This window comes from Nocardia yamanashiensis NBRC 100130 (assembly GCF_001613325.1).
In the GTDB taxonomy this organism is placed as follows: Bacteria; Actinomycetota; Actinomycetes; order Mycobacteriales; family Mycobacteriaceae; genus Nocardia; species Nocardia yamanashiensis.
Genome location: NZ_BDCD01000039.1, coordinates 48949 through 64664 on the forward strand (window position 1 = coordinate 48949; position 15716 = coordinate 64664).

The following is a 15716-nucleotide window of genomic DNA, read 5'->3' on the forward strand; positions in this document are numbered from 1 at the left end:
AGTTGTGCCTCCGTTTCCCATGTGTTATCGATTTACGGTGCTGGTCGACCACGAGGTGAACGTATCCGGCTCGTCGTTGTCCAGCAGGGCCGGTAACCGGCTCATACCGGCCGCCGGGCTGATCGTGGCGACGGCGCTGCTGGTGGCCGCGCAGGTGTGGGCTTCCTCGCACGACATGCTCGGGCCGCTGCACAGTCTGCTCGACGACTTCCTCGGCAATCCGCAGTCGGCCTTCGTCTCGTGGGCCGGGCTGGCGCTGGCGTGCGTCGGGGTGCCCAAACCGGCGCGGGTGATCAGCCTGTCCGCCGCGGCGGTACTGGATCTGCTGATGCTCGGGATCCAGACGGTCTGCGGATGGCACGTGTCGATCGGCACCGGGCCGACGCTGGCGCTCACCGGACTGCTCGTCACCGTGGCGCGATGGCGAGGCGAGCAACGCCGGACCGCCCTGCGCGCCATCGCTTTCGGCGTACTGCTCATCATGGCCTCGAAACTCGCCGACACCTGGCTGATGGTCAGCATCGTCGACGGGCCGCAGGTGCTCGACCAGTACGTGCAGCTGGCCGACCGCGCGCTGGGCGAACCCGCGTGGGTGGTGGGGCGGATCCTCGAGGCGCTGGGCCCGATCCCCTCGAACGTGCTGCACGTGGTCTACATCCAGCTGCCGGCGGCGGCGGTCGTGGTGGCGGCGTGGCAGCTGCGGCATGTCGCCACGAGCCCTTGGCCGCGCCACAATCTGCTGCGCACCTTCCTGCTGCTGGGCGTGATCGGGCCGCTGTTCTACGTGCTGTTCCCGGTGGTCGGCCCGGTCTTCGCGTACGGACCGCTCGGGCACGGGCTGCAGATCGGCGACTGGCCGGACGCGCTCCCGGCCCTGTCCGTCCCGAGTTCGATGCGGTTCGACGCCGAGACCGCCCGCAACTGCATGCCCTCCATGCACACCGCTTGGGCGACAGCGCTGTTCATCCACTCCCGCACGGGTCCGCGCTGGCTGCGCTGGGCCGGGACCTTCTGGCTGATCTGCACGCTGCTCGCGACGCTGGGCTTCGGCTACCACTACGGCGCCGATCTGGTGGCGGGCGCGGTGCTGGCCATGACCGTCGAGTCGGCGCTGCGCGAACCCGAACGCGGCTGGGATCGCTACCGGGTGCGCGTCGTGGCGCTGGGCGTGCTGGTCTTCGGCGGGCTGCTGCTGTCGTACCGGTTCCTGGCGGTGACCATGGCGGACCATCCGATCCCGGCCGGGGTCGCGGTGCTGGGCGCGCTGGCGGCGGTCTGGTTCACCTTCAACGCGCTGTGGTTCACACCGCCGCACGGCCGGCTGGCGCGCTGGGGTGGGCGTGCGGTACCCGAAGCCCTGGGTGTTAGCCGTTGATTAGCCACTCGCGCAACGGAATCCGGGCAACCCGCACGGGTTCCGAAAGGTTAGGGTCTGCTTGATGATCACGACGCGGGCGGGGCAGCGCAGCTTGCTGCACAAACTGAAAACTGACGAACCACGAAGCCTGCCGCGCCTGCCGTTCGCGCTCGCCGCTGCGCTCTCGGTCGCGATCACGCTACTCATCGCCAGGTTCCACGGGTTCCTGGACCTGCAGGTTTATCGCGTGGACACCCGGTCGTGGCTCTACAACGACACCGCGCTGTACGGCCCGACGCTGCCGGTGGCGGGTCATACGGACCTGCCGTTCACCTATCCCCCGTCGGCCGCGATCCTCATGACGCCGCTGGCCATGATGCCCATGTGGCTGGCCCAGCAGCTGTTGACCGCGAGTTCGCTGGCCTGCCTCGGGGTGACCATCTGGCTGGTGCTGTCCCGGGTGCGCCCCGACCTGGATCCGCGCACGAAACTCATGGTGACCATGGGTGCCGGGGTGGTGCTGCTGGCCATCGAACCGGTGCGGATCAGCCTGTGGTTCGGCCAGATCAATATGGTCCTGATGGCCGCCGTCGCCCTGGACTGCCTGACCGAGAAGCCCCGCTGGCCGCGCGGCCTGCTGGTCGGCATCGCCGCCGTCACCAAACTCACCCCCGCCGCGTTCATCCTGTATTTCCTGATCCGCCGCGATTGGAAGGCGGCGGCCACCTCCGCGGGCACCGCCGCCGCCGTGGTGGCGGGCGGATTCGTCCTGTTCCCCACCGAATCCCGCGACTACTGGTTCCACGCCGTCACCGACACCCGCCGCATCGGCTCCCCCGACTACGTCGGCAACCAGTCCATCAAGGGCCTGATCTTCCGCCTCGGCCTCCCCGACTCGGTCGCCACCGCCGCCTGGCTCCTCCTCGCCCTGATTGCCGTAGGCGCCGGCGCCGCCCTCATGCACCACCTCTTCGCCACCGAACGCAACACCCCCGCCGCCATCGAAAACGGCTCGGTCTCAACCCTCTCCGTAGCCGCCCTCTTCGTGAACGCCGCCGTCCTGCTCCTCATCTCCCCCGTCTCCTGGACCCACCACTGGGTCTGGGCCGCCCCCGGCCTGGTAGCCGCCACCGCCTGGGCCACCCGCAACCGCTCCACCACCACCGCCACCCTGATCACCGTCTTCGCCCTGCTCTTCCTCATCGGCCCCGGCATAGTCCCCAACGGCAACAACCGCGAACGCGATTGGTCCTGGTGGCAATACATCCCGGGCGACATCTACATCATCGCCGCGACCGCCCTGCTCGCCTTCGGCCTGTGGCGCGTGCTGGCCCGCCGCCCGCGCACCCCCGCCGGATCGCCGGAACTGGTCAGCGAGGAACTCTGACCGGTTCGGGCGGCAGCTCGAATCCGCTCAGCGCGGCTGACAGGTGGGGCACCAGAAGAGGTTTCGGCCTTCGAGGACGGAGTGCAGGACCGTGGTGCCGCAGAGGCGGCAGGGGTCGCCGACGCGGCGGTAGACGTAGGTGCGTGGGCGATCGACGGCGTAAGACGGTGCGCCGTGGTCGTGTTCGGGGCGGACGACGTGCATCTTGCCGCGGCGGACGCCGATTTTCATGAGGGCGACCAGGTCGGTCCACATGGCGTCCCATTCTTCGCGGGACAGGTCGGTGCCGGGGCGGTCGGGTGAGATGCCGTGGCGGAAAAGGAGTTCGGCGCGGTAGACGTTGCCTACCCCGGCCAGGATCTTCTGGTCCATGAGGAGGGCGCCGATGGTGCGGCGGGAGCGGCGGATGCGGTCCCAGGCTCGGTCGGGGTCGGCGTCGGGGCGCAGGGGGTCGGGGCCGAGGCGGGCGGTGAGGGCGTCCACTTCGGGTTCGAGGAGGATCTCGCAGGCGTTGGGGCCGCGCAGGTCGGTGCCGTAAGGCTCGTCGTTGCGGCCGGCGCCGATCATGCGCATGCGGACTTCGCCGACGGGGGCGGCCATGGGGACTTCGGATTCGTAGAACTTGCCGTAGAGGCCCAGGTGGACGTGGACGACCAAGCCCGAATCGTAGTGGTGGAGCAGGTGTTTGCCCCAGGCTTCGGCGCGGGTGAGGACCTGGCCGTCGATCAGGGCGGCGCCTTCGGCGAAGCGGCCCTGCGGGCTGGAGACGCGGACCTGCCCGCCGGCGAAGTGCTTGTGGTGCAACTTCGCCAGGCGGTGCAGCGTATGCCCTTCGGGCACAGGTCAGTACGCCGGAACGGCGGGGGCTTCGCCGGACTTCTCGTAGTCGGCGAGGATGTCGATGCGGCGCTGGTGACGCGGCTCCTCGGACCAGGCGGTCGAAATGAAGGCGTCGACGATGGCGAGGGCTTCCTCGGTCGAGTGCATACGGCCGCCGATGCCGATGAGCTGCGCGTTGTTGTGCTCGCGGGCCAGCTTGGCGGTTTCCACGCTCCAGGCCAGGGCGCAGCGGGCGCCGGGGACCTTGTTGGCGGCGATCTGCTCGCCGTTGCCGGAGCCGCCGAAGACCAGACCCAGCGAACCCGGATCGGCGACGGTGCGGCGGGCAGCCTCGATGCAGAAGGCCGGGTAGTCGTCGAGGGCGTCGTACTCGAGAGCGCCGCAGTCGGTGACATCGTGGCCCTGGCCCTCGAGGTGGGCCTTGACGAGGTTCTTCAGTTCGAAGCCGGCATGGTCGGCACCCAGGTATACGCGCATGGCAGCGATTCTTGCAGGAGCCCAACTCTCGGAAACTCTCAGGGGCCAGCCCCCGAACCCCCGAAGGCAACCCGGCCGCACTCTCGGAAACTCTGAGGCGCTCCGCCCCCGAACCTCCGTACGGGAACCTGCGGACCACCACGTGCGCGCGGGCATTAACGCCGACTGATTCCTCTCACGAATAACAGAGTGCGCGCGTATGTCCCGTCACAGCCCGCACCCCCACTCCATCCCGGCATCCGAATCGAAGGTGCGCCATGCCGTTCGACCACACCGCAAGTTTCACCGGCTGGAACCCGGCCAGCGGCCCGCCGGGCTGGGGTGGGATAGCCATCGAGGAGACCCGGCCCACGCCGATTCCGCCCCCGCTGCCGCCGACGCCGCGCACCAAGGGGCTGTCGGCGTTCGGGCTGCCCGCACGGCACGCGTGGGAGATTCCGCTGCTGGTGATCGTCGTGCTGATCACCGTATTCGCTTACCCGTACGCGGTTTTCGAGCTGGTCAGGGGCACCGACAACCTGTATCTGGCCTTGCTCGCCTTCGCGCCGCTGATCATCTGGTACCGCCGCGGCTCCACCTTCGCCAGCCTGCGCCTGTTCGGGGTGCGCATGTCGCCCACGCAGTTCCCGGAGGGCTATCGCATGGTGCAGGAGGCGGCGGCCCGGTTCGGGATGAAGCACGCCCCGGACGCCTACGTGGTGCTCGGCAACGGCCAGATCAATGCCTTCGCCTCCGGCCACGGCTTCCGCCGCTACGTGGTGGTCTACAGCGATATGTTCGAAATCGGCGGCCGCGCACGGCAACCCGAGGCGCTGGCCTTCGTCATCGGCCACGAGGTCGGCCATATCGCCGCCGGGCACGCCTCGTACTGGCGGCAGTTCGGCACCATCCTGATGTCGTTCATCCCCTTGATCGGACCGGGCCTGAGCCGCGCCCAGGAGTACACGGCCGACAATCACGGCTACTGCTTCTGCTACACCGGCGCGGGCGGCGCCATGACCACATTGGCCGCCGGCAAATACCTGAACGCACTGGTCGGTTATGACGAAATGGCCGACCGCGCAGCCGAAGAGAAGGGCCTGTTCGTCTGGCTCACCAATGCCCAGTCCAGCCATCCGGTGCACACCTGGCGCATGTGGGCGCTGCGCGACCGCACCCGCCACGGCAATGTCTTCTGGCGCCCGCGCCCGCCGCAACCCATCGCGGCCGCAGGGTGAGCACCCGTCGGCGACTACTGTCCGGGACAACTGAATAGAGTCTTGACCATGACGTCCGAGGATCAGCCGCAGCGACCGGCTTGGAACCCCGTCACCGGCATGAGCGGTTGGGATCCGCGCGTGGGCCCGCCGGGCTGGGCTCCGCAACCCGGCTACACCCCGCCCGTGGTGCCGCCGTTCCAGCACACCCGCGGCCTGTCGCCGTTCGGTCTGCCCGCCCGGCACAGCTGGGAGATCCCGCTGCTGATCGTGGTGATCATGCTGACCGTGGTCTCCTGGCTCATCTCGATCCTGTTGGTGGCGTTCGGATCTCGCGACTCGTACGCCCTGCTGATCATTCTCGCCCCGCTGGTGGTGTACCTGGGTCGTGGCCTCAACTACGCCACCCAGCGGGTGAACGCGGTGAAGATGTCGCCGACCCAGTTCCCCGAGGGCTACCGCATGGTCCAGGAGGCCGCGGCGCGCTTCGGCATGACGCAGGTTCCGGACGCCTACGTGGTGCTCGGCAACGGCGCGATCAATGCCTTCGCCTCCGGGCACGGGTTCCGGCGGTACGTGGCGGTGTACAGCGATCTGTTCGAAATCGGCGGGGCCGCACGCGATCCCGACGCGCTGGCGTTCATCATCGGCCACGAGGTCGGGCACATCGCGGCCGGGCACGTGTCGTACTGGCGGCAGCTCGGCATGTTCCTGGCGCCGTTCCTGCCGATCATCGGCAGTTCGCTGATCCGCGCCCAGGAGTACACGGCCGACAATCACGGCTATTGCAACCGGCACACCGGAGCGGCGGGGGCCATGCAGACCTTGGCCGCGGGCAAATACCTCAACGCACTGGTCGGTTTCGACGAGATGGCCGATCGCGCCGCCCAGGAGAAGGGCTTCTTCATCTGGATCACCAATGCCATGTCCAGCCATCCGGTGCTGACCTGGCGCATGTGGGCGCTGCGCGACCGCAGCGCGCACGGCCGCATGTTCTGGCGGCCGGATCCGCCGGCGCATCCGGTGGCGGGCGGACCGGCACCGTACGCGCAGACCGGCGGGCAACCGCAGCTCGGTTACCCGCCGTATCCACAGTCCGGCGGCTATCCGCCGCACCCGCAGTCCGGGTACGGCGACAGCTATCCTCCCGGCGGTCCTACCGCCTGACGATCGCCTCGATCAGTCGAATTCCGGGTCTTCGTGGCGGGTGCGCTTGAGCTCGAAGAAGTGCGGGTAGGAGGCGAGGGCGACGACGCCGTCCCACACCTTGCCCGCATCGTCCCCGCGCGGGATGCGCGAGAGCACCGGCCCGAAGAACGCCACGCCATTGACGTGGATGGTCGGGGTGCCGACATCCTTGCCGACCTTGTCCATCCCGGCGTGATGCGAAACCCGCAGCGCCTCGTCGTATTCGGTGCTGTCGGCCGCCGCGGCCAGCTCGGCCGGCAGTCCCGCCTCGGCCAGCGCCTCGGCGATCACCACGGACAGCAGGTTCTCGCCCGCCGACGCCTCGTACTCGGCGCGGCGATTGTGCAGCCGGGTGCCGAGCGCGGTGTACAGCGGCGCGAGCACCTTGTCCCCGTGCTGCTGCGCGGCGGCGATGGCGACGCGCACCGGGCCCCACGCCGTCTTCATCAGTTCGCGGTACTGCTCGGGCAGGTCGTCGCGGCCCTCGTTGAGCACGGCCAGGCTCATGACGTGGAAGTTCACGTCGATATCGCGCACCTGCTCGACCTCGAGGATCCAGCGGGAAGTGATCCAGCACCACGGGCACAGCGGATCGAACCAGAAATCGACCCGGTCCTTCTGGGTGTCGCTCACGGAGATTCCTTTCGAAAGTCGGCGGCGGCCGGACACAGCCGTCCGGTTAGCGCAACAACGCACCTTCTACCCGATATTTCCGCCTGGCCGGACGCGGAGCGCGCTAGGGTCGGATTCATCACCTCGACGTCGACCGCCGCCGCGCGCGGCGCAGGGAGGCTCGGCTATGACCACGGCATCCAGGTTCGTCATCGCGGGAGGTGGGCTGGCGGCCGCCAAGCTCGCGGAAGCCTTGCGCGCCAATGATTTCGACGGCACCGTCACCCTCGTCGGCGCGGAGGACCATCTGCCCTACGAGCGGCCGCCGCTGTCGAAAGAGCATCTGCTGGGCAAGAAGTCGCTGAGCGATTTCACCGTCGATCCGGCGCAGTGGTACCGCGATCACCATATCGAGGTGCTGCCCGGGACCACGGTGACGGGATTGGATCGCAGCACCAAAACCATTGCGCTGCCGGACGGTACGACGCTGCCCTACGACAAGCTGGCGCTGGCCACCGGTTCGCGGCCGCGCAAACTGCCGGTGCCGGGCACCGATGCGCAAGGGGTGTACACGCTGCGCACTATCGAGGATTCCGATGCGCTGCTGGCAATGTTCGCCACGGCGCGGCGGCTGATCGTGATCGGCGGCGGCTGGATCGGGCTGGAGGTGACCGCGGCCGCCCGTCATGCCGGGGTCGAGGTCACGGTGCTGGAAACCGAGGAGCTGCCGCTGCTGAACGTGCTCGGACCGGAGATGGGCCGGGTGTTCGCGGACCTGCACATCGCGCACGGCGTCGATTTCCGCGGCGGGTCCAAGGTCGCGGAGATCACCGTCGCCGACGGCCGCGCCACCGGGGTGCGGCTGGCCGACGACACCCGGCTGGAGGCGGACGCGGTGCTGGTGGCGGTGGGGGCGCGGCCGAATATCGAACTCGCGGTGGACGCCGGGCTGGCGACCGGGGGCGGCATCCTGGTCGACGAGAGCCTGGCCACCAGCGATCCGGATATCGTCGCCATCGGCGATGTGGCCGATCAGCAGCATCCGGTGCTGGGGCAGCGCATCCGGGTGGAGCACTGGGCCAACGCCCTCAATCAGCCGGCCGTGGCGGCGCTGACCATGCTGGGCAAACCGGCGGTGTACGACCGGCTGCCGTACTACTTCACCGATCAATACGACCTCGGGATGGAGTACACCGGCTATGTCGCGCCCAAGCAGCAGGCCCGGGTGGTGACGCGCGGCGATGTGGCCGGACGCGAGTTCGTGGCGTTCTATCTGGACGGCGGGAACCGCGTGCTGGCGGGGATGAACGTGAACGTGTGGGATGTGGGCGACCGGATCAAGGAGCTCATCCTGAGCGGACAGCCGGTGGATGCGGAACGATTGGGCGACCCGGGAACACCGCTGTAGCCGGGCTGTGACGAGGGTCACGCGCGCGGCTGCGAAACTACGTCGAATCCGTCGACGAGGCTCCGACCCGTCTGTGAGCGCGCCCGCCGGGTGCACCGAACCTAGGAACCCGCCATGAAATTCATGCTGATCAAGACCTACGCCCCCACCGAGTTCTGCGACACCCCCATCCAGGACTGGAGCCCGGAGGACATCGCCGCGCACATCGATTTCCAGCGGGTGCTGGGCGCCGAGCTGGCCCGCTCCGGCGAACTGGTCGACGCGCAGGGCCTGGCCGGCAAGGACGAGGCCCGGATCGTGGTGTCGGACGGGCGATCCGCGCCGATCGTCACCGACGGGCCGTTCCCCGAGACCAAGGAATTCCTGGCCGGGTATTGGATCGTGGACGTGGACAGCCCGGAGCGGGCCTACGAGATCGCCGCGCGGGCCTCGGCCGCGCCCGGTCCCGGCGGCAAGCCGATCGGGGAGCGCATCGAAGTGCGGCCGATCATGAGCGCGCCCGCCCCCGACGCGTAATGCCGCTCTCCTACGAAACCGAGGACCTGCTACGGGAACTCGCGCCGCAGGTCCTCGGCGTGCTGGTGCGGCGGTATGGGGATTTCGACAGCGCCGAGGACGCGGTGCAGGAGGCATTGCTGGCCGCCGCCACGCAGTGGCCGGCCGACGGGATGCCGGAGAATCCGCGCGGCTGGCTTATCCAGGTGGCGGTGCGGCGGATGGTCGACACCGTGCGGGCGGAGATCGCGCGGCGCAATCGCGAAGCGGCGGACGCGGTCCGGGAGGTGCGGACCGCGCCGGGCGTCGGGGTGCCCGGGGACGAGCCGGGGCTGGACGACACCCTGGAGCTGTTCTTCCTGTGCTGTCATCCGGCGCTGTCGCCCGCGAGCGCCATCGCGTTGACGTTGCGGGCGGTGGGCGGGCTCACCACCGGTGAGATCGCGAATGCCTTCCTGCTGCCGGAAGCAACCATGGCGCAGCGCATTACGCGCGCCAAGAAGCGGATCGCGGGGCTGGAGCGGCCGTTCGGGACGCCGTCCTCCAATGGCGATGGCGGGGACTGGAATTCGCGACTGGCTCCGGTGCTGCACGTGCTGTATCTGATGTTCACCGAAGGCCATACTTCGAGCGGCGGCGCGGAACTGCGGCGGGCGGATCTGTCGGCCGAGGCGATCCGGCTGGCGCGCATCCTGTTCGCCGCGCTGCCCGAGGATCCGGAGGTCACCGGATTGCTGGCGCTGCTGCTGCTCAACGATGCGCGGCGGGCCGCGCGGACGGGGGCGCACGGGGAGCTGATTCCCCTGGAGGAGCAGGATCGCGGCCTGTGGGACCGGACCATGATCATCGAAGGGGTGCGGCTGGCCACCGCGTCGGTCTCGCACGGGCTCATCGGGCCGTATCAGATCCAGGCCGCCATCGCGGTGCTGCACGCACAGGCGCTGCGGCCGGAGGACACCGATTGGCCGCGAATCCTGTTGCTGTACAACGCCTTGGAACGGCAGTCGGCCAATCCGATGGTCACGCTGAACCGGGCGGTGGCCACGGCCATGGTGCACGGTCCGCAGGCCGGACTGGACCTCACCGACACCCTGAGCGAGGCGCTGGCGGGCAATCATCGGCTGGATGCGGTGCGCGGGCACCTGTTCGAGATGTCGGGCGATCACGAGGAAGCCATCGCCGCCTATGCCGCCGCCGCCCGCCGCACCACCTCGGTTCCCGAGCGCGATTACCTCACCTTGCGCGCGGCCCGGCTGCGGTCCGCGTCCTGACCGCCGGTCACCGCACCCGGGCGCGGTCGCCGGTCAGGCGCAGTTCCATGGTCACCGGAATCACGCCCACTTCCAGGGCTTCCCGCAGCCGCGGCACCGCTTCGCCGAGGATGCGGCGGCGCAGTTCGGTGAGGTCGGCGTCGGGTTCGACGGTGACGATGAGGTGCAGTTCCGGGGCGCGTCCCGGACCCGACAACCAGGCCGCCGCGGAGTCCACCCGGTCGAAGGATTCGATATCCGCGGCCACCGCCGCGGCCGCCGTCTTGGACGACAGCACCGTGCTGCCGGCCGAATTCTCGTCCGCGAGTTGCCATTCCACGGCACTGGGCAGGCGGAACAGCTGCGCGCTCAGCCAGCGCAGGCACAGCAGACCCAGCACCACCGCGGCGGCGATGGTCGCGTAGAACACCCAGCGCGGCGGGGGTGCGTCCCCGGGCGTCAGGGCGGCCGAGCGGTCCACCCAGCTCAGCCAGCCGCGCTGCGCCGCCATCACATAGCCGCCCGCCGCGAGCAGCAGCAGGCCGAGCACCGCCAGCAGGGTGCGATTGAGGCGCGCCGGGCGATTCACGGTGATCATTTCGAACTCCTTCGGGCCGGCCGCACCCGGGTGCGCACCGCGGGGGCGGTATCCATGCCGATGCGCTCGAACGCTGCGGTCACGGCCCGGTGCACGGTATCGGGCAGCTCCCGCACATCGGTCCGGTCGGACGCGGCGGACACGCTGACGGCTTTGCCGCGCAACTTGATTCGCGCCGCGCTCACGCCCGGGACCGCGTCGGCCGAGCGGCGCAGCGCCGAACGCAGGCTGCGGCGGTCGATCCCGGCGTCATCGCCGTCCAGGGGACGCAGCGGCACCACCACGGCGCGGCCGGGCAGCACCGCCGCGACCAGCAGCGCCAGCCCGAGCAGCGCGACCGCCGCGCCCACGCCGAACACCAGCGGATCACCCCATTCGGTGCCGTGCAGACGTGCCGCGAGGCTGTCGTAGGACACGAATTCCCGGTTCCCCGAGAGTCTCTGGGCGAGCGATACGATCACCGCCACGCACAGCGCGACCAGCGCCAGCGCTACCACCGTGGCGACGCCCGCGCGCCGCGACCGCCGGATCACAGCACCCTCCGGCGCGGCGATTCCGTTGCGGGCGAGGTTGATTCGAGTGCGGGTGCAGCGGATTCGAGCTCCATGGCGGTGACAGCGATATCCACGCCGGTCACCGTCAGGCCGGTCAGCTCACCCACCCGTTCGATCAGATGCGTCCGGCACGATTCGGTCACCCGCGCCACCGGCAGCGGATACCGGACCGGGAGCCGCAGCCGCAGCGCGGCCGTATCGGCGGTGACCTCGGCGTCCGCGGTCACTCGCGGCCGCACCCCATCCACCTCGGCGGCGGCGCGCGCCGCGATCCGGCGCACCGCCCGCGCGCTGACGGTGGTGACGCCGGGCAGTTCCAGCGCCGGGGCGGTCATCGCCGGCTCCGGTCCTGTACCGACCGCAGCAGCCCGGCCAGGTCGACCGCGCCGTCGAGCCAGCGGCCGACCAGCAGGCCCAGCCCGGCGAACACCAATACGACGGCGAAGGCGCCGAATCCGCCGAAGGCCATGGCGAATCCGAGCGCGAGTCCGGTACCCAGGCAGATCGTTGTGGCGTTCATCTGCGACTCCTCGGCTGAATGGGACGGCTATTGCACGCGATTGGCGGCGGGCTCGGCGGCGTCGTCGTCCTCGGGGATGTAGACGTCGTTGATATTGATATTGACCTCGACGACCTCGAGCGCGGTCATCTGCTCGATGGCATTGATGACATTGCGGCGCACTGCCTTCGCCAATTCCGCTATGGCCACGCCGTATTCGACGACCAGTTCCAGATCGACGGCGGCCTGCTTCTCGCCCACCTCGACCGAAACGCCCTGCCCCACACTGGCCGAAGCGCCCGGAATGCGGTCGCGGATCGCGCCGAACGCCCGGGCCGCGCCGCCACCGAGCGCGTGCACGCCGCGCACCTCGCGGGCGGCCAGGCCGGCGATCTTCTGCACCACGATGTCGGCGATCGTGGTGGTGCCCTGATCGGTGACCAGGGCGCTGGAGTTCGCCGCACCATTGCGGGATTCGGCGTCCGGGGTGGCGGCGGCGGTCTTGCCGGTCGACTTCTCGGTACTGGTTCCGGTCATGCCATCCTCCTGATTTCGTTGTCCTACAGGGAATCGATGCCTGTCTTCCTTCGACACGGCGAGCGGGAAATCCTCACGCCGCATCCACGTGATCTAGGTAACCGAATCGTCGCCGAGCGCGGCGGCTTCGAGTTCGGTGACGACCAGGCGCACCGTCACGTTCGCCCATTCGGTGCCATGCAGCCGGGCCCTGACCGCCCCGGTGAGCTGATCCAGCATCGGCCGCAATGGCAATCTGCCTGCCACCAAACGGATTTCGACGGCCGCCGGGTCCAGATCCACCGCGTAGGCCCGGCCGCCCCGGGGCAGCCGGGCGACGGCTCCGAGCCCGAACGGCGTTGCCGCGCGCAAACCCTCCACCTCCTCGATCGCATCCAGTACGGCTTCGATCAGTTCCGCTTTCGCGGTCACAGCGCCCCCGGTTCGATATCGAGCACGGTCACCGACACCTCGCCGACGGTGACCCCGGTCTGTTCCAGCACGGCGTCCAGCACGGCCCGCTGGACGGCGGCCCCCACCACGGCGGCCCGGCAGTCGCCGCCCAGGGACACGTCCACCTGCACGGCGATCCGGCCCGCGCCCGTGCGGCCCACCCGGACACCTTGGCTCCCGGCCGATTCCGCCGCGCCCAGCAGCTGTTTCCCGGCCCGCGACCAGCCGCTCAGCAGCCCGCGCAGGCCGGGTTCGAGCCGGGTGACGCCCGGTACGGCCGCGGCGGCGTGCGCGGCCACCCCGGCGATCACCGCGTCCGAGACGACGATCTCGCTGCCGGAATTCACCGCCGTCACCGCTCCCGCTCCTCGTAGACGTCGGCGATGGTGACATCGAGGCGGCCGAGCAGCAGTCCGGTGCGCGCCGCCAGCGCGGTCGCCACCCGCTGCCGCACCAGCGGCACAATGCCCTCCAGGCTGCCGCCGCGCATCCGCACCGCGAGGGCCATGCTCACCTGCACGATGTTCTCGCCGTCGGGTCCGGTGCCGACGCTGCGCACCTTGCAGTCGCGGGCGCGCACGCCGGGCACGGTGTCGGCCGCGAAGCGCAGCACCACCGCGACCGCCTGCTCGCTCATCGCCACGGTGCCGGGATGCTCGGTGGGCAGGATCAGGGTCTGCCCGCGCCGCAGTTCGGCGCGCACGGCGGACATGATGCGGCCGAACAGGTCCGGGGGCGCGGGATCGGGTTCGGCGATGAGTTCCTCGGTGGCGGTGCGCAGGGCGAGCAGGCTCTCGCGCGCCGCGCCGCAGTGCACGCAGCGGGCCTCGTGCGCGTCGGAGTGCCCAGCCTGCACGGCGTCCAGCCGCCGCCAGACCTGTTCCATACCGCGCCCGCAGGGCAGCCGGTAGTCCTCGTCCACGTCGTTCGCATCGATCATCGCCACGGCTTCATCTCCTCCGCCAGCTGGAGGCGAGCCCGTGCGATCCGCCCGCGTACCGCGGTGACGTTCGCGCCGACGATCTCGCCGATCTCTTCGTAGGAGCGGCCGTGCACCTCGCGCAGCAGCCAGCACGCCCGCTGTTCCGGGGTGAGCCGCTGCAGTGCCGCCGTCAGGGCCTCCAGCTGGCCGTGCACCTGGGTCGCGTGCTCGGGATGCAGGTCCCGGCGCGGCGATGCCGTGGTGTCGGGATCGACCTCCGCCGCCGGTTGCCGCTTGCGCAGCACGTTCAGGCAGCGATTGGTGGTGGTCCGGTACAGCCAGGCGGCGAACGCGGACTCGTCCTGCAGCTGCCCCAGCCGCCGCCACGCGGTCAGGAACACGTCCTGCACCACGTCCTCGGCCTCGGCCCGGTCGGCCAGCATCTTCGCCGACAACCGGAACATGGCGCCCTGATAGCGCAGAACTAGCTGTTCATAGCTCCGAATATCGCCATCGCGGGCCCGGCTGACCAGGGTGGCGTCGTCGAGTTCCACCTCGACTCCGGCATCGGTACCAGTCACCCCGCCTCCTATCCGTTCGTGGGTTAGACCCGAGCGGACGCGAATCCTCACGCTGCATTATCTGTGATCGTTGTCTCAGAAGTAGCTGAGTGACATTCCTTGGTTCTGGGTGTCCAACTGAACGTGCTCGAAACCAACGGGCACGCATCCGACGACACGGAGGTTCCGATGTCTCTGCGTGACAAGATCAGCAACCGGGCCGAGGAGCTGGGCGGCAAGGCCAAGGAGGCCGCCGGCGATTTCACCGGCGACGACGAGCTGCGGGCCGAGGGGAAGGCCGATCAGCTGGCCGCCGGCCTGAAGGACGCCGCCGCCGATGTGAAGGACGCGGTCGGCGACGCCGTCGACAAGGTGAAGAAGAAGTTCGGCAACTAGCCGGGATCGGGGCCGGGGCGCTACGGCGTCCCGGCCCGTTGCCGTGTGAAGGCCGCCACCCCGCAGAACCCGTCAGGCCACCGCCGCACGGAAAGCGGTGGGGCTCATGCCCTTGTGCCGTTTGAAAGCGGCGCTGAAGCCGAAAGCGTCGGCATAGCCCAGTGATCTGGCGATCTGGGCGACGGTCAGCCCGGCGTCGATGAGCAGATCCTCGGCCTCGTCCATGCGGCAGGCCGTCAGGTACGCCAGCGGCGGTTCGCCCATGACGGCGGTGAAGCGTTTGGCGAAAAGCGCTCGGGAGACTCCGGATTGGGCGGCCAGCGCGGCCACCGTCCAGGCGACGCCCGGGCGGCCGTGGATGGCTTCCAGCGCGGGCGCGACCACCGGATCGGAGAGTCCGCGATACCAGGTCGGGGCGGCGGCTTCGGCCTGGGCGAACCAGGTGCGCAGGGTGCAGACCAGGCCCCAATCCAGCAGGCGGTCCATCATGGCCTGTGAACCGGCGCTGTGGGCGACGGCGTCCACCACCGCGGCTTCCATCCAGGCGCAGGATTCCAGGTCCTCGGAGATGACGAGAACCGCTGGGAGAGCGCGCAACAGGCGTTCGTGACGGCGGGTGCAGGTCTGATACGCGCCGACGATCAGCGCGGTGGTGCCGTCGGAGTCGGCGCCCCAGCTGATGCCGCTCAGTTCCGCGCCGCAGCTCGCGATCACTTCCGGTGTGAAGCAGGCGATCTCGTACTCGGTGTGCGGTCCGCCGATCGACTCGGGCCGATCGGCGAGATGGAACAGCTCCGGTCCGCGCACGATGGCGGTATCGCCTGTCCGCAAAGGGGTTTCGCTGCCGTCGGCCAGCAGCAGGGTCCCGCCGCCGCGCAACACGGTGATCATGGTCAATGGTGCGCGGTCGCCGAAGCGGATGGTCCACGGCGCGGCCAGTTCGGCGTGCGCGACCACCGAGCCCTCGGCCCGGATACCGCTCAACAGATTGCTCAGGGGGTCCACCCC

Annotated in this window: 21 protein-coding genes; 8 read left to right on the top strand and 13 right to left on the bottom strand. The window is 69.7% G+C overall.

The genetic code is table 11. The features are described from left to right. Window positions 1-40: 40 nt before the first annotated feature. Both NY1_RS35775 and NY1_RS35780 read left to right on the top strand, forming a co-directional pair. Complete coding sequence (locus tag NY1_RS35775; RefSeq protein ID WP_439956063.1) at window positions 41-1375, top strand: phosphatase PAP2 family protein; 1335 nt, start codon at window positions 41-43, stop codon at window positions 1373-1375. Between the two features lie 64 nt (window positions 1376-1439). Next, window positions 1440-2744, top strand: coding sequence for a glycosyltransferase 87 family protein (locus tag NY1_RS35780; protein WP_084535975.1), 1305 nt, complete (start codon window positions 1440-1442; stop codon window positions 2742-2744). A 27-nt stretch (window positions 2745-2771) separates the two neighbouring features. Here the strand turns inward: NY1_RS35780 and NY1_RS35785 are convergent, their stop codons facing one another. Then, on the bottom strand, window positions 2772-3584 hold the full coding sequence (locus NY1_RS35785; protein ID WP_067721601.1) for an Fpg/Nei family DNA glycosylase: 813 nt from the start codon (window positions 3582-3584) through the stop codon (window positions 2772-2774). Between the two features lie 3 nt (window positions 3585-3587). Further along, window positions 3588-4061, bottom strand: coding sequence for a ribose-5-phosphate isomerase (locus NY1_RS35790; RefSeq protein WP_067721602.1), 474 nt, complete (start codon window positions 4059-4061; stop codon window positions 3588-3590). Between the two features lie 257 nt (window positions 4062-4318). Between NY1_RS35790 and NY1_RS35795 the strand changes: the two genes are divergently transcribed. Further along, the gene (locus NY1_RS35795) at window positions 4319-5278 is read left to right on the top strand and encodes a M48 family metallopeptidase (RefSeq protein WP_084535976.1); all 960 of its coding nucleotides are present in this window, start codon (window positions 4319-4321) and stop codon (window positions 5276-5278) included. A 99-nt stretch (window positions 5279-5377) separates the two neighbouring features. Continuing rightward, the gene (locus tag NY1_RS35800; RefSeq protein ID WP_084535992.1) at window positions 5378-6424 is read left to right on the top strand and encodes a M48 family metallopeptidase; all 1047 of its coding nucleotides are present in this window, start codon (window positions 5378-5380) and stop codon (window positions 6422-6424) included. A gap of 12 nt (window positions 6425-6436) precedes the next feature. Here NY1_RS35800 and NY1_RS35805 read toward each other — a convergent pair whose 3' ends face one another. Beyond that, on the bottom strand, window positions 6437-7078 hold the full coding sequence (locus NY1_RS35805) for a mycothiol-dependent nitroreductase Rv2466c family protein (RefSeq protein WP_174567251.1): 642 nt from the start codon (window positions 7076-7078) through the stop codon (window positions 6437-6439). Between the two features lie 166 nt (window positions 7079-7244). On the opposite strand from NY1_RS35805, the gene NY1_RS35810 reads away from it, so the two are divergent. The 3 genes from NY1_RS35810 (at window position 7245) to NY1_RS35820 (ending at window position 10231) form a co-directional block, all read left to right on the top strand. Beyond that, complete coding sequence (locus NY1_RS35810; RefSeq protein WP_067721604.1) at window positions 7245-8465, top strand: NAD(P)/FAD-dependent oxidoreductase; 1221 nt, start codon at window positions 7245-7247, stop codon at window positions 8463-8465. 114 nt (window positions 8466-8579) lie between these two features. Continuing rightward, window positions 8580-8981 carry a YciI family protein gene (locus NY1_RS35815; protein ID WP_067721605.1) on the top strand — a complete coding sequence of 134 codons (402 nt, stop codon included), beginning with the start codon at window positions 8580-8582 and terminating at the stop codon, window positions 8979-8981. Then, window positions 8981-10231, top strand: coding sequence for an RNA polymerase sigma factor (locus NY1_RS35820; RefSeq protein ID WP_067721606.1), 1251 nt, complete (start codon window positions 8981-8983; stop codon window positions 10229-10231). Before NY1_RS35815 ends, NY1_RS35820 begins: the two co-directional genes overlap by 1 nt. Before the next feature lie 7 nt (window positions 10232-10238). Here the strand turns inward: NY1_RS35820 and NY1_RS35825 are convergent, their stop codons facing one another. From NY1_RS35825 to NY1_RS35865, 9 genes are all read right to left on the bottom strand, one after another. Continuing rightward, entirely contained in the window at window positions 10239-10808 is a 570-nt protein-coding gene (locus NY1_RS35825; protein WP_067721607.1) for an Asp23/Gls24 family envelope stress response protein, read from the bottom strand. Next, the gene (locus NY1_RS35830) at window positions 10805-11341 is read right to left on the bottom strand and encodes a DUF6286 domain-containing protein (protein WP_067721608.1); all 537 of its coding nucleotides are present in this window, start codon (window positions 11339-11341) and stop codon (window positions 10805-10807) included. The genes NY1_RS35825 and NY1_RS35830 overlap by 4 nt, the downstream gene beginning before the upstream one ends. Then, entirely contained in the window at window positions 11338-11697 is a 360-nt protein-coding gene (locus NY1_RS35835) for an Asp23/Gls24 family envelope stress response protein (protein WP_067721609.1), read from the bottom strand. Before NY1_RS35835 ends, NY1_RS35830 begins: the two co-directional genes overlap by 4 nt. Further along, a complete protein-coding gene (locus tag NY1_RS35840) occupies window positions 11694-11882 on the bottom strand; it encodes a hypothetical protein (protein WP_067721610.1) in 189 nt (62 codons plus the stop codon). The genes NY1_RS35835 and NY1_RS35840 overlap by 4 nt, the downstream gene beginning before the upstream one ends. A 27-nt stretch (window positions 11883-11909) precedes the next feature. Then, entirely contained in the window at window positions 11910-12398 is a 489-nt protein-coding gene (locus NY1_RS35845; protein ID WP_067721611.1) for an Asp23/Gls24 family envelope stress response protein, read from the bottom strand. A gap of 93 nt (window positions 12399-12491) precedes the next feature. Further along, on the bottom strand, window positions 12492-12809 hold the full coding sequence (locus NY1_RS35850; RefSeq protein ID WP_067721612.1) for a hypothetical protein: 318 nt from the start codon (window positions 12807-12809) through the stop codon (window positions 12492-12494). Then, the gene (locus NY1_RS35855; protein ID WP_084535978.1) at window positions 12806-13186 is read right to left on the bottom strand and encodes an Asp23/Gls24 family envelope stress response protein; all 381 of its coding nucleotides are present in this window, start codon (window positions 13184-13186) and stop codon (window positions 12806-12808) included. The genes NY1_RS35850 and NY1_RS35855 overlap by 4 nt, the downstream gene beginning before the upstream one ends. After that, the gene (locus tag NY1_RS35860) at window positions 13183-13770 is read right to left on the bottom strand and encodes a hypothetical protein (protein WP_067721646.1); all 588 of its coding nucleotides are present in this window, start codon (window positions 13768-13770) and stop codon (window positions 13183-13185) included. Before NY1_RS35860 ends, NY1_RS35855 begins: the two co-directional genes overlap by 4 nt. Continuing rightward, a complete protein-coding gene (locus NY1_RS35865) occupies window positions 13767-14333 on the bottom strand; it encodes an RNA polymerase sigma factor (protein WP_067721613.1) in 567 nt (188 codons plus the stop codon). Before NY1_RS35865 ends, NY1_RS35860 begins: the two co-directional genes overlap by 4 nt. A gap of 168 nt (window positions 14334-14501) precedes the next feature. On the opposite strand from NY1_RS35865, the gene NY1_RS35870 reads away from it, so the two are divergent. After that, on the top strand, window positions 14502-14708 hold the full coding sequence (locus NY1_RS35870) for a CsbD family protein (protein ID WP_067721647.1): 207 nt from the start codon (window positions 14502-14504) through the stop codon (window positions 14706-14708). Between the two features lie 72 nt (window positions 14709-14780). On the opposite strand, the gene NY1_RS35875 is transcribed toward NY1_RS35870, so the two are convergent. Next, on the bottom strand, window positions 14781-15713 hold the full coding sequence (locus NY1_RS35875; RefSeq protein ID WP_084535980.1) for an AraC family transcriptional regulator: 933 nt from the start codon (window positions 15711-15713) through the stop codon (window positions 14781-14783). Window positions 15714-15716: the final 3 nt, after the last annotated feature.

Excerpts from the sequence above, each read along its gene's own strand:
- NY1_RS35780 (WP_084535975.1), top strand. The coding sequence starts at position 1,440 with ATGATCACGACGCGGGCGGGGCAGCGCAGCTTGCTGCACAAACTGAAA.
- NY1_RS35790 (WP_067721602.1), bottom strand. The coding sequence starts at position 4,061 with ATGCGCGTATACCTGGGTGCCGACCATGCCGGCTTCGAACTGAAGAAC.
- NY1_RS35795 (WP_084535976.1), top strand. The coding sequence starts at position 4,319 with ATGCCGTTCGACCACACCGCAAGTTTCACCGGCTGGAACCCGGCCAGC.
- NY1_RS35800 (WP_084535992.1), top strand. The coding sequence starts at position 5,378 with ATGAGCGGTTGGGATCCGCGCGTGGGCCCGCCGGGCTGGGCTCCGCAA.
- NY1_RS35810 (WP_067721604.1), top strand. The coding sequence starts at position 7,245 with ATGACCACGGCATCCAGGTTCGTCATCGCGGGAGGTGGGCTGGCGGCC.
- NY1_RS35815 (WP_067721605.1), top strand. The coding sequence starts at position 8,580 with ATGAAATTCATGCTGATCAAGACCTACGCCCCCACCGAGTTCTGCGAC.
- NY1_RS35820 (WP_067721606.1), top strand. The coding sequence starts at position 8,981 with ATGCCGCTCTCCTACGAAACCGAGGACCTGCTACGGGAACTCGCGCCG.
- NY1_RS35825 (WP_067721607.1), bottom strand. The coding sequence starts at position 10,808 with ATGATCACCGTGAATCGCCCGGCGCGCCTCAATCGCACCCTGCTGGCG.
- NY1_RS35835 (WP_067721609.1), bottom strand. The coding sequence starts at position 11,697 with ATGACCGCCCCGGCGCTGGAACTGCCCGGCGTCACCACCGTCAGCGCG.
- NY1_RS35840 (WP_067721610.1), bottom strand. The coding sequence starts at position 11,882 with ATGAACGCCACAACGATCTGCCTGGGTACCGGACTCGCGCTCGGATTC.
- NY1_RS35845 (WP_067721611.1), bottom strand. The coding sequence starts at position 12,398 with ATGACCGGAACCAGTACCGAGAAGTCGACCGGCAAGACCGCCGCCGCC.
- NY1_RS35860 (WP_067721646.1), bottom strand. The coding sequence starts at position 13,770 with ATGATCGATGCGAACGACGTGGACGAGGACTACCGGCTGCCCTGCGGG.
- NY1_RS35870 (WP_067721647.1), top strand. The coding sequence starts at position 14,502 with ATGTCTCTGCGTGACAAGATCAGCAACCGGGCCGAGGAGCTGGGCGGC.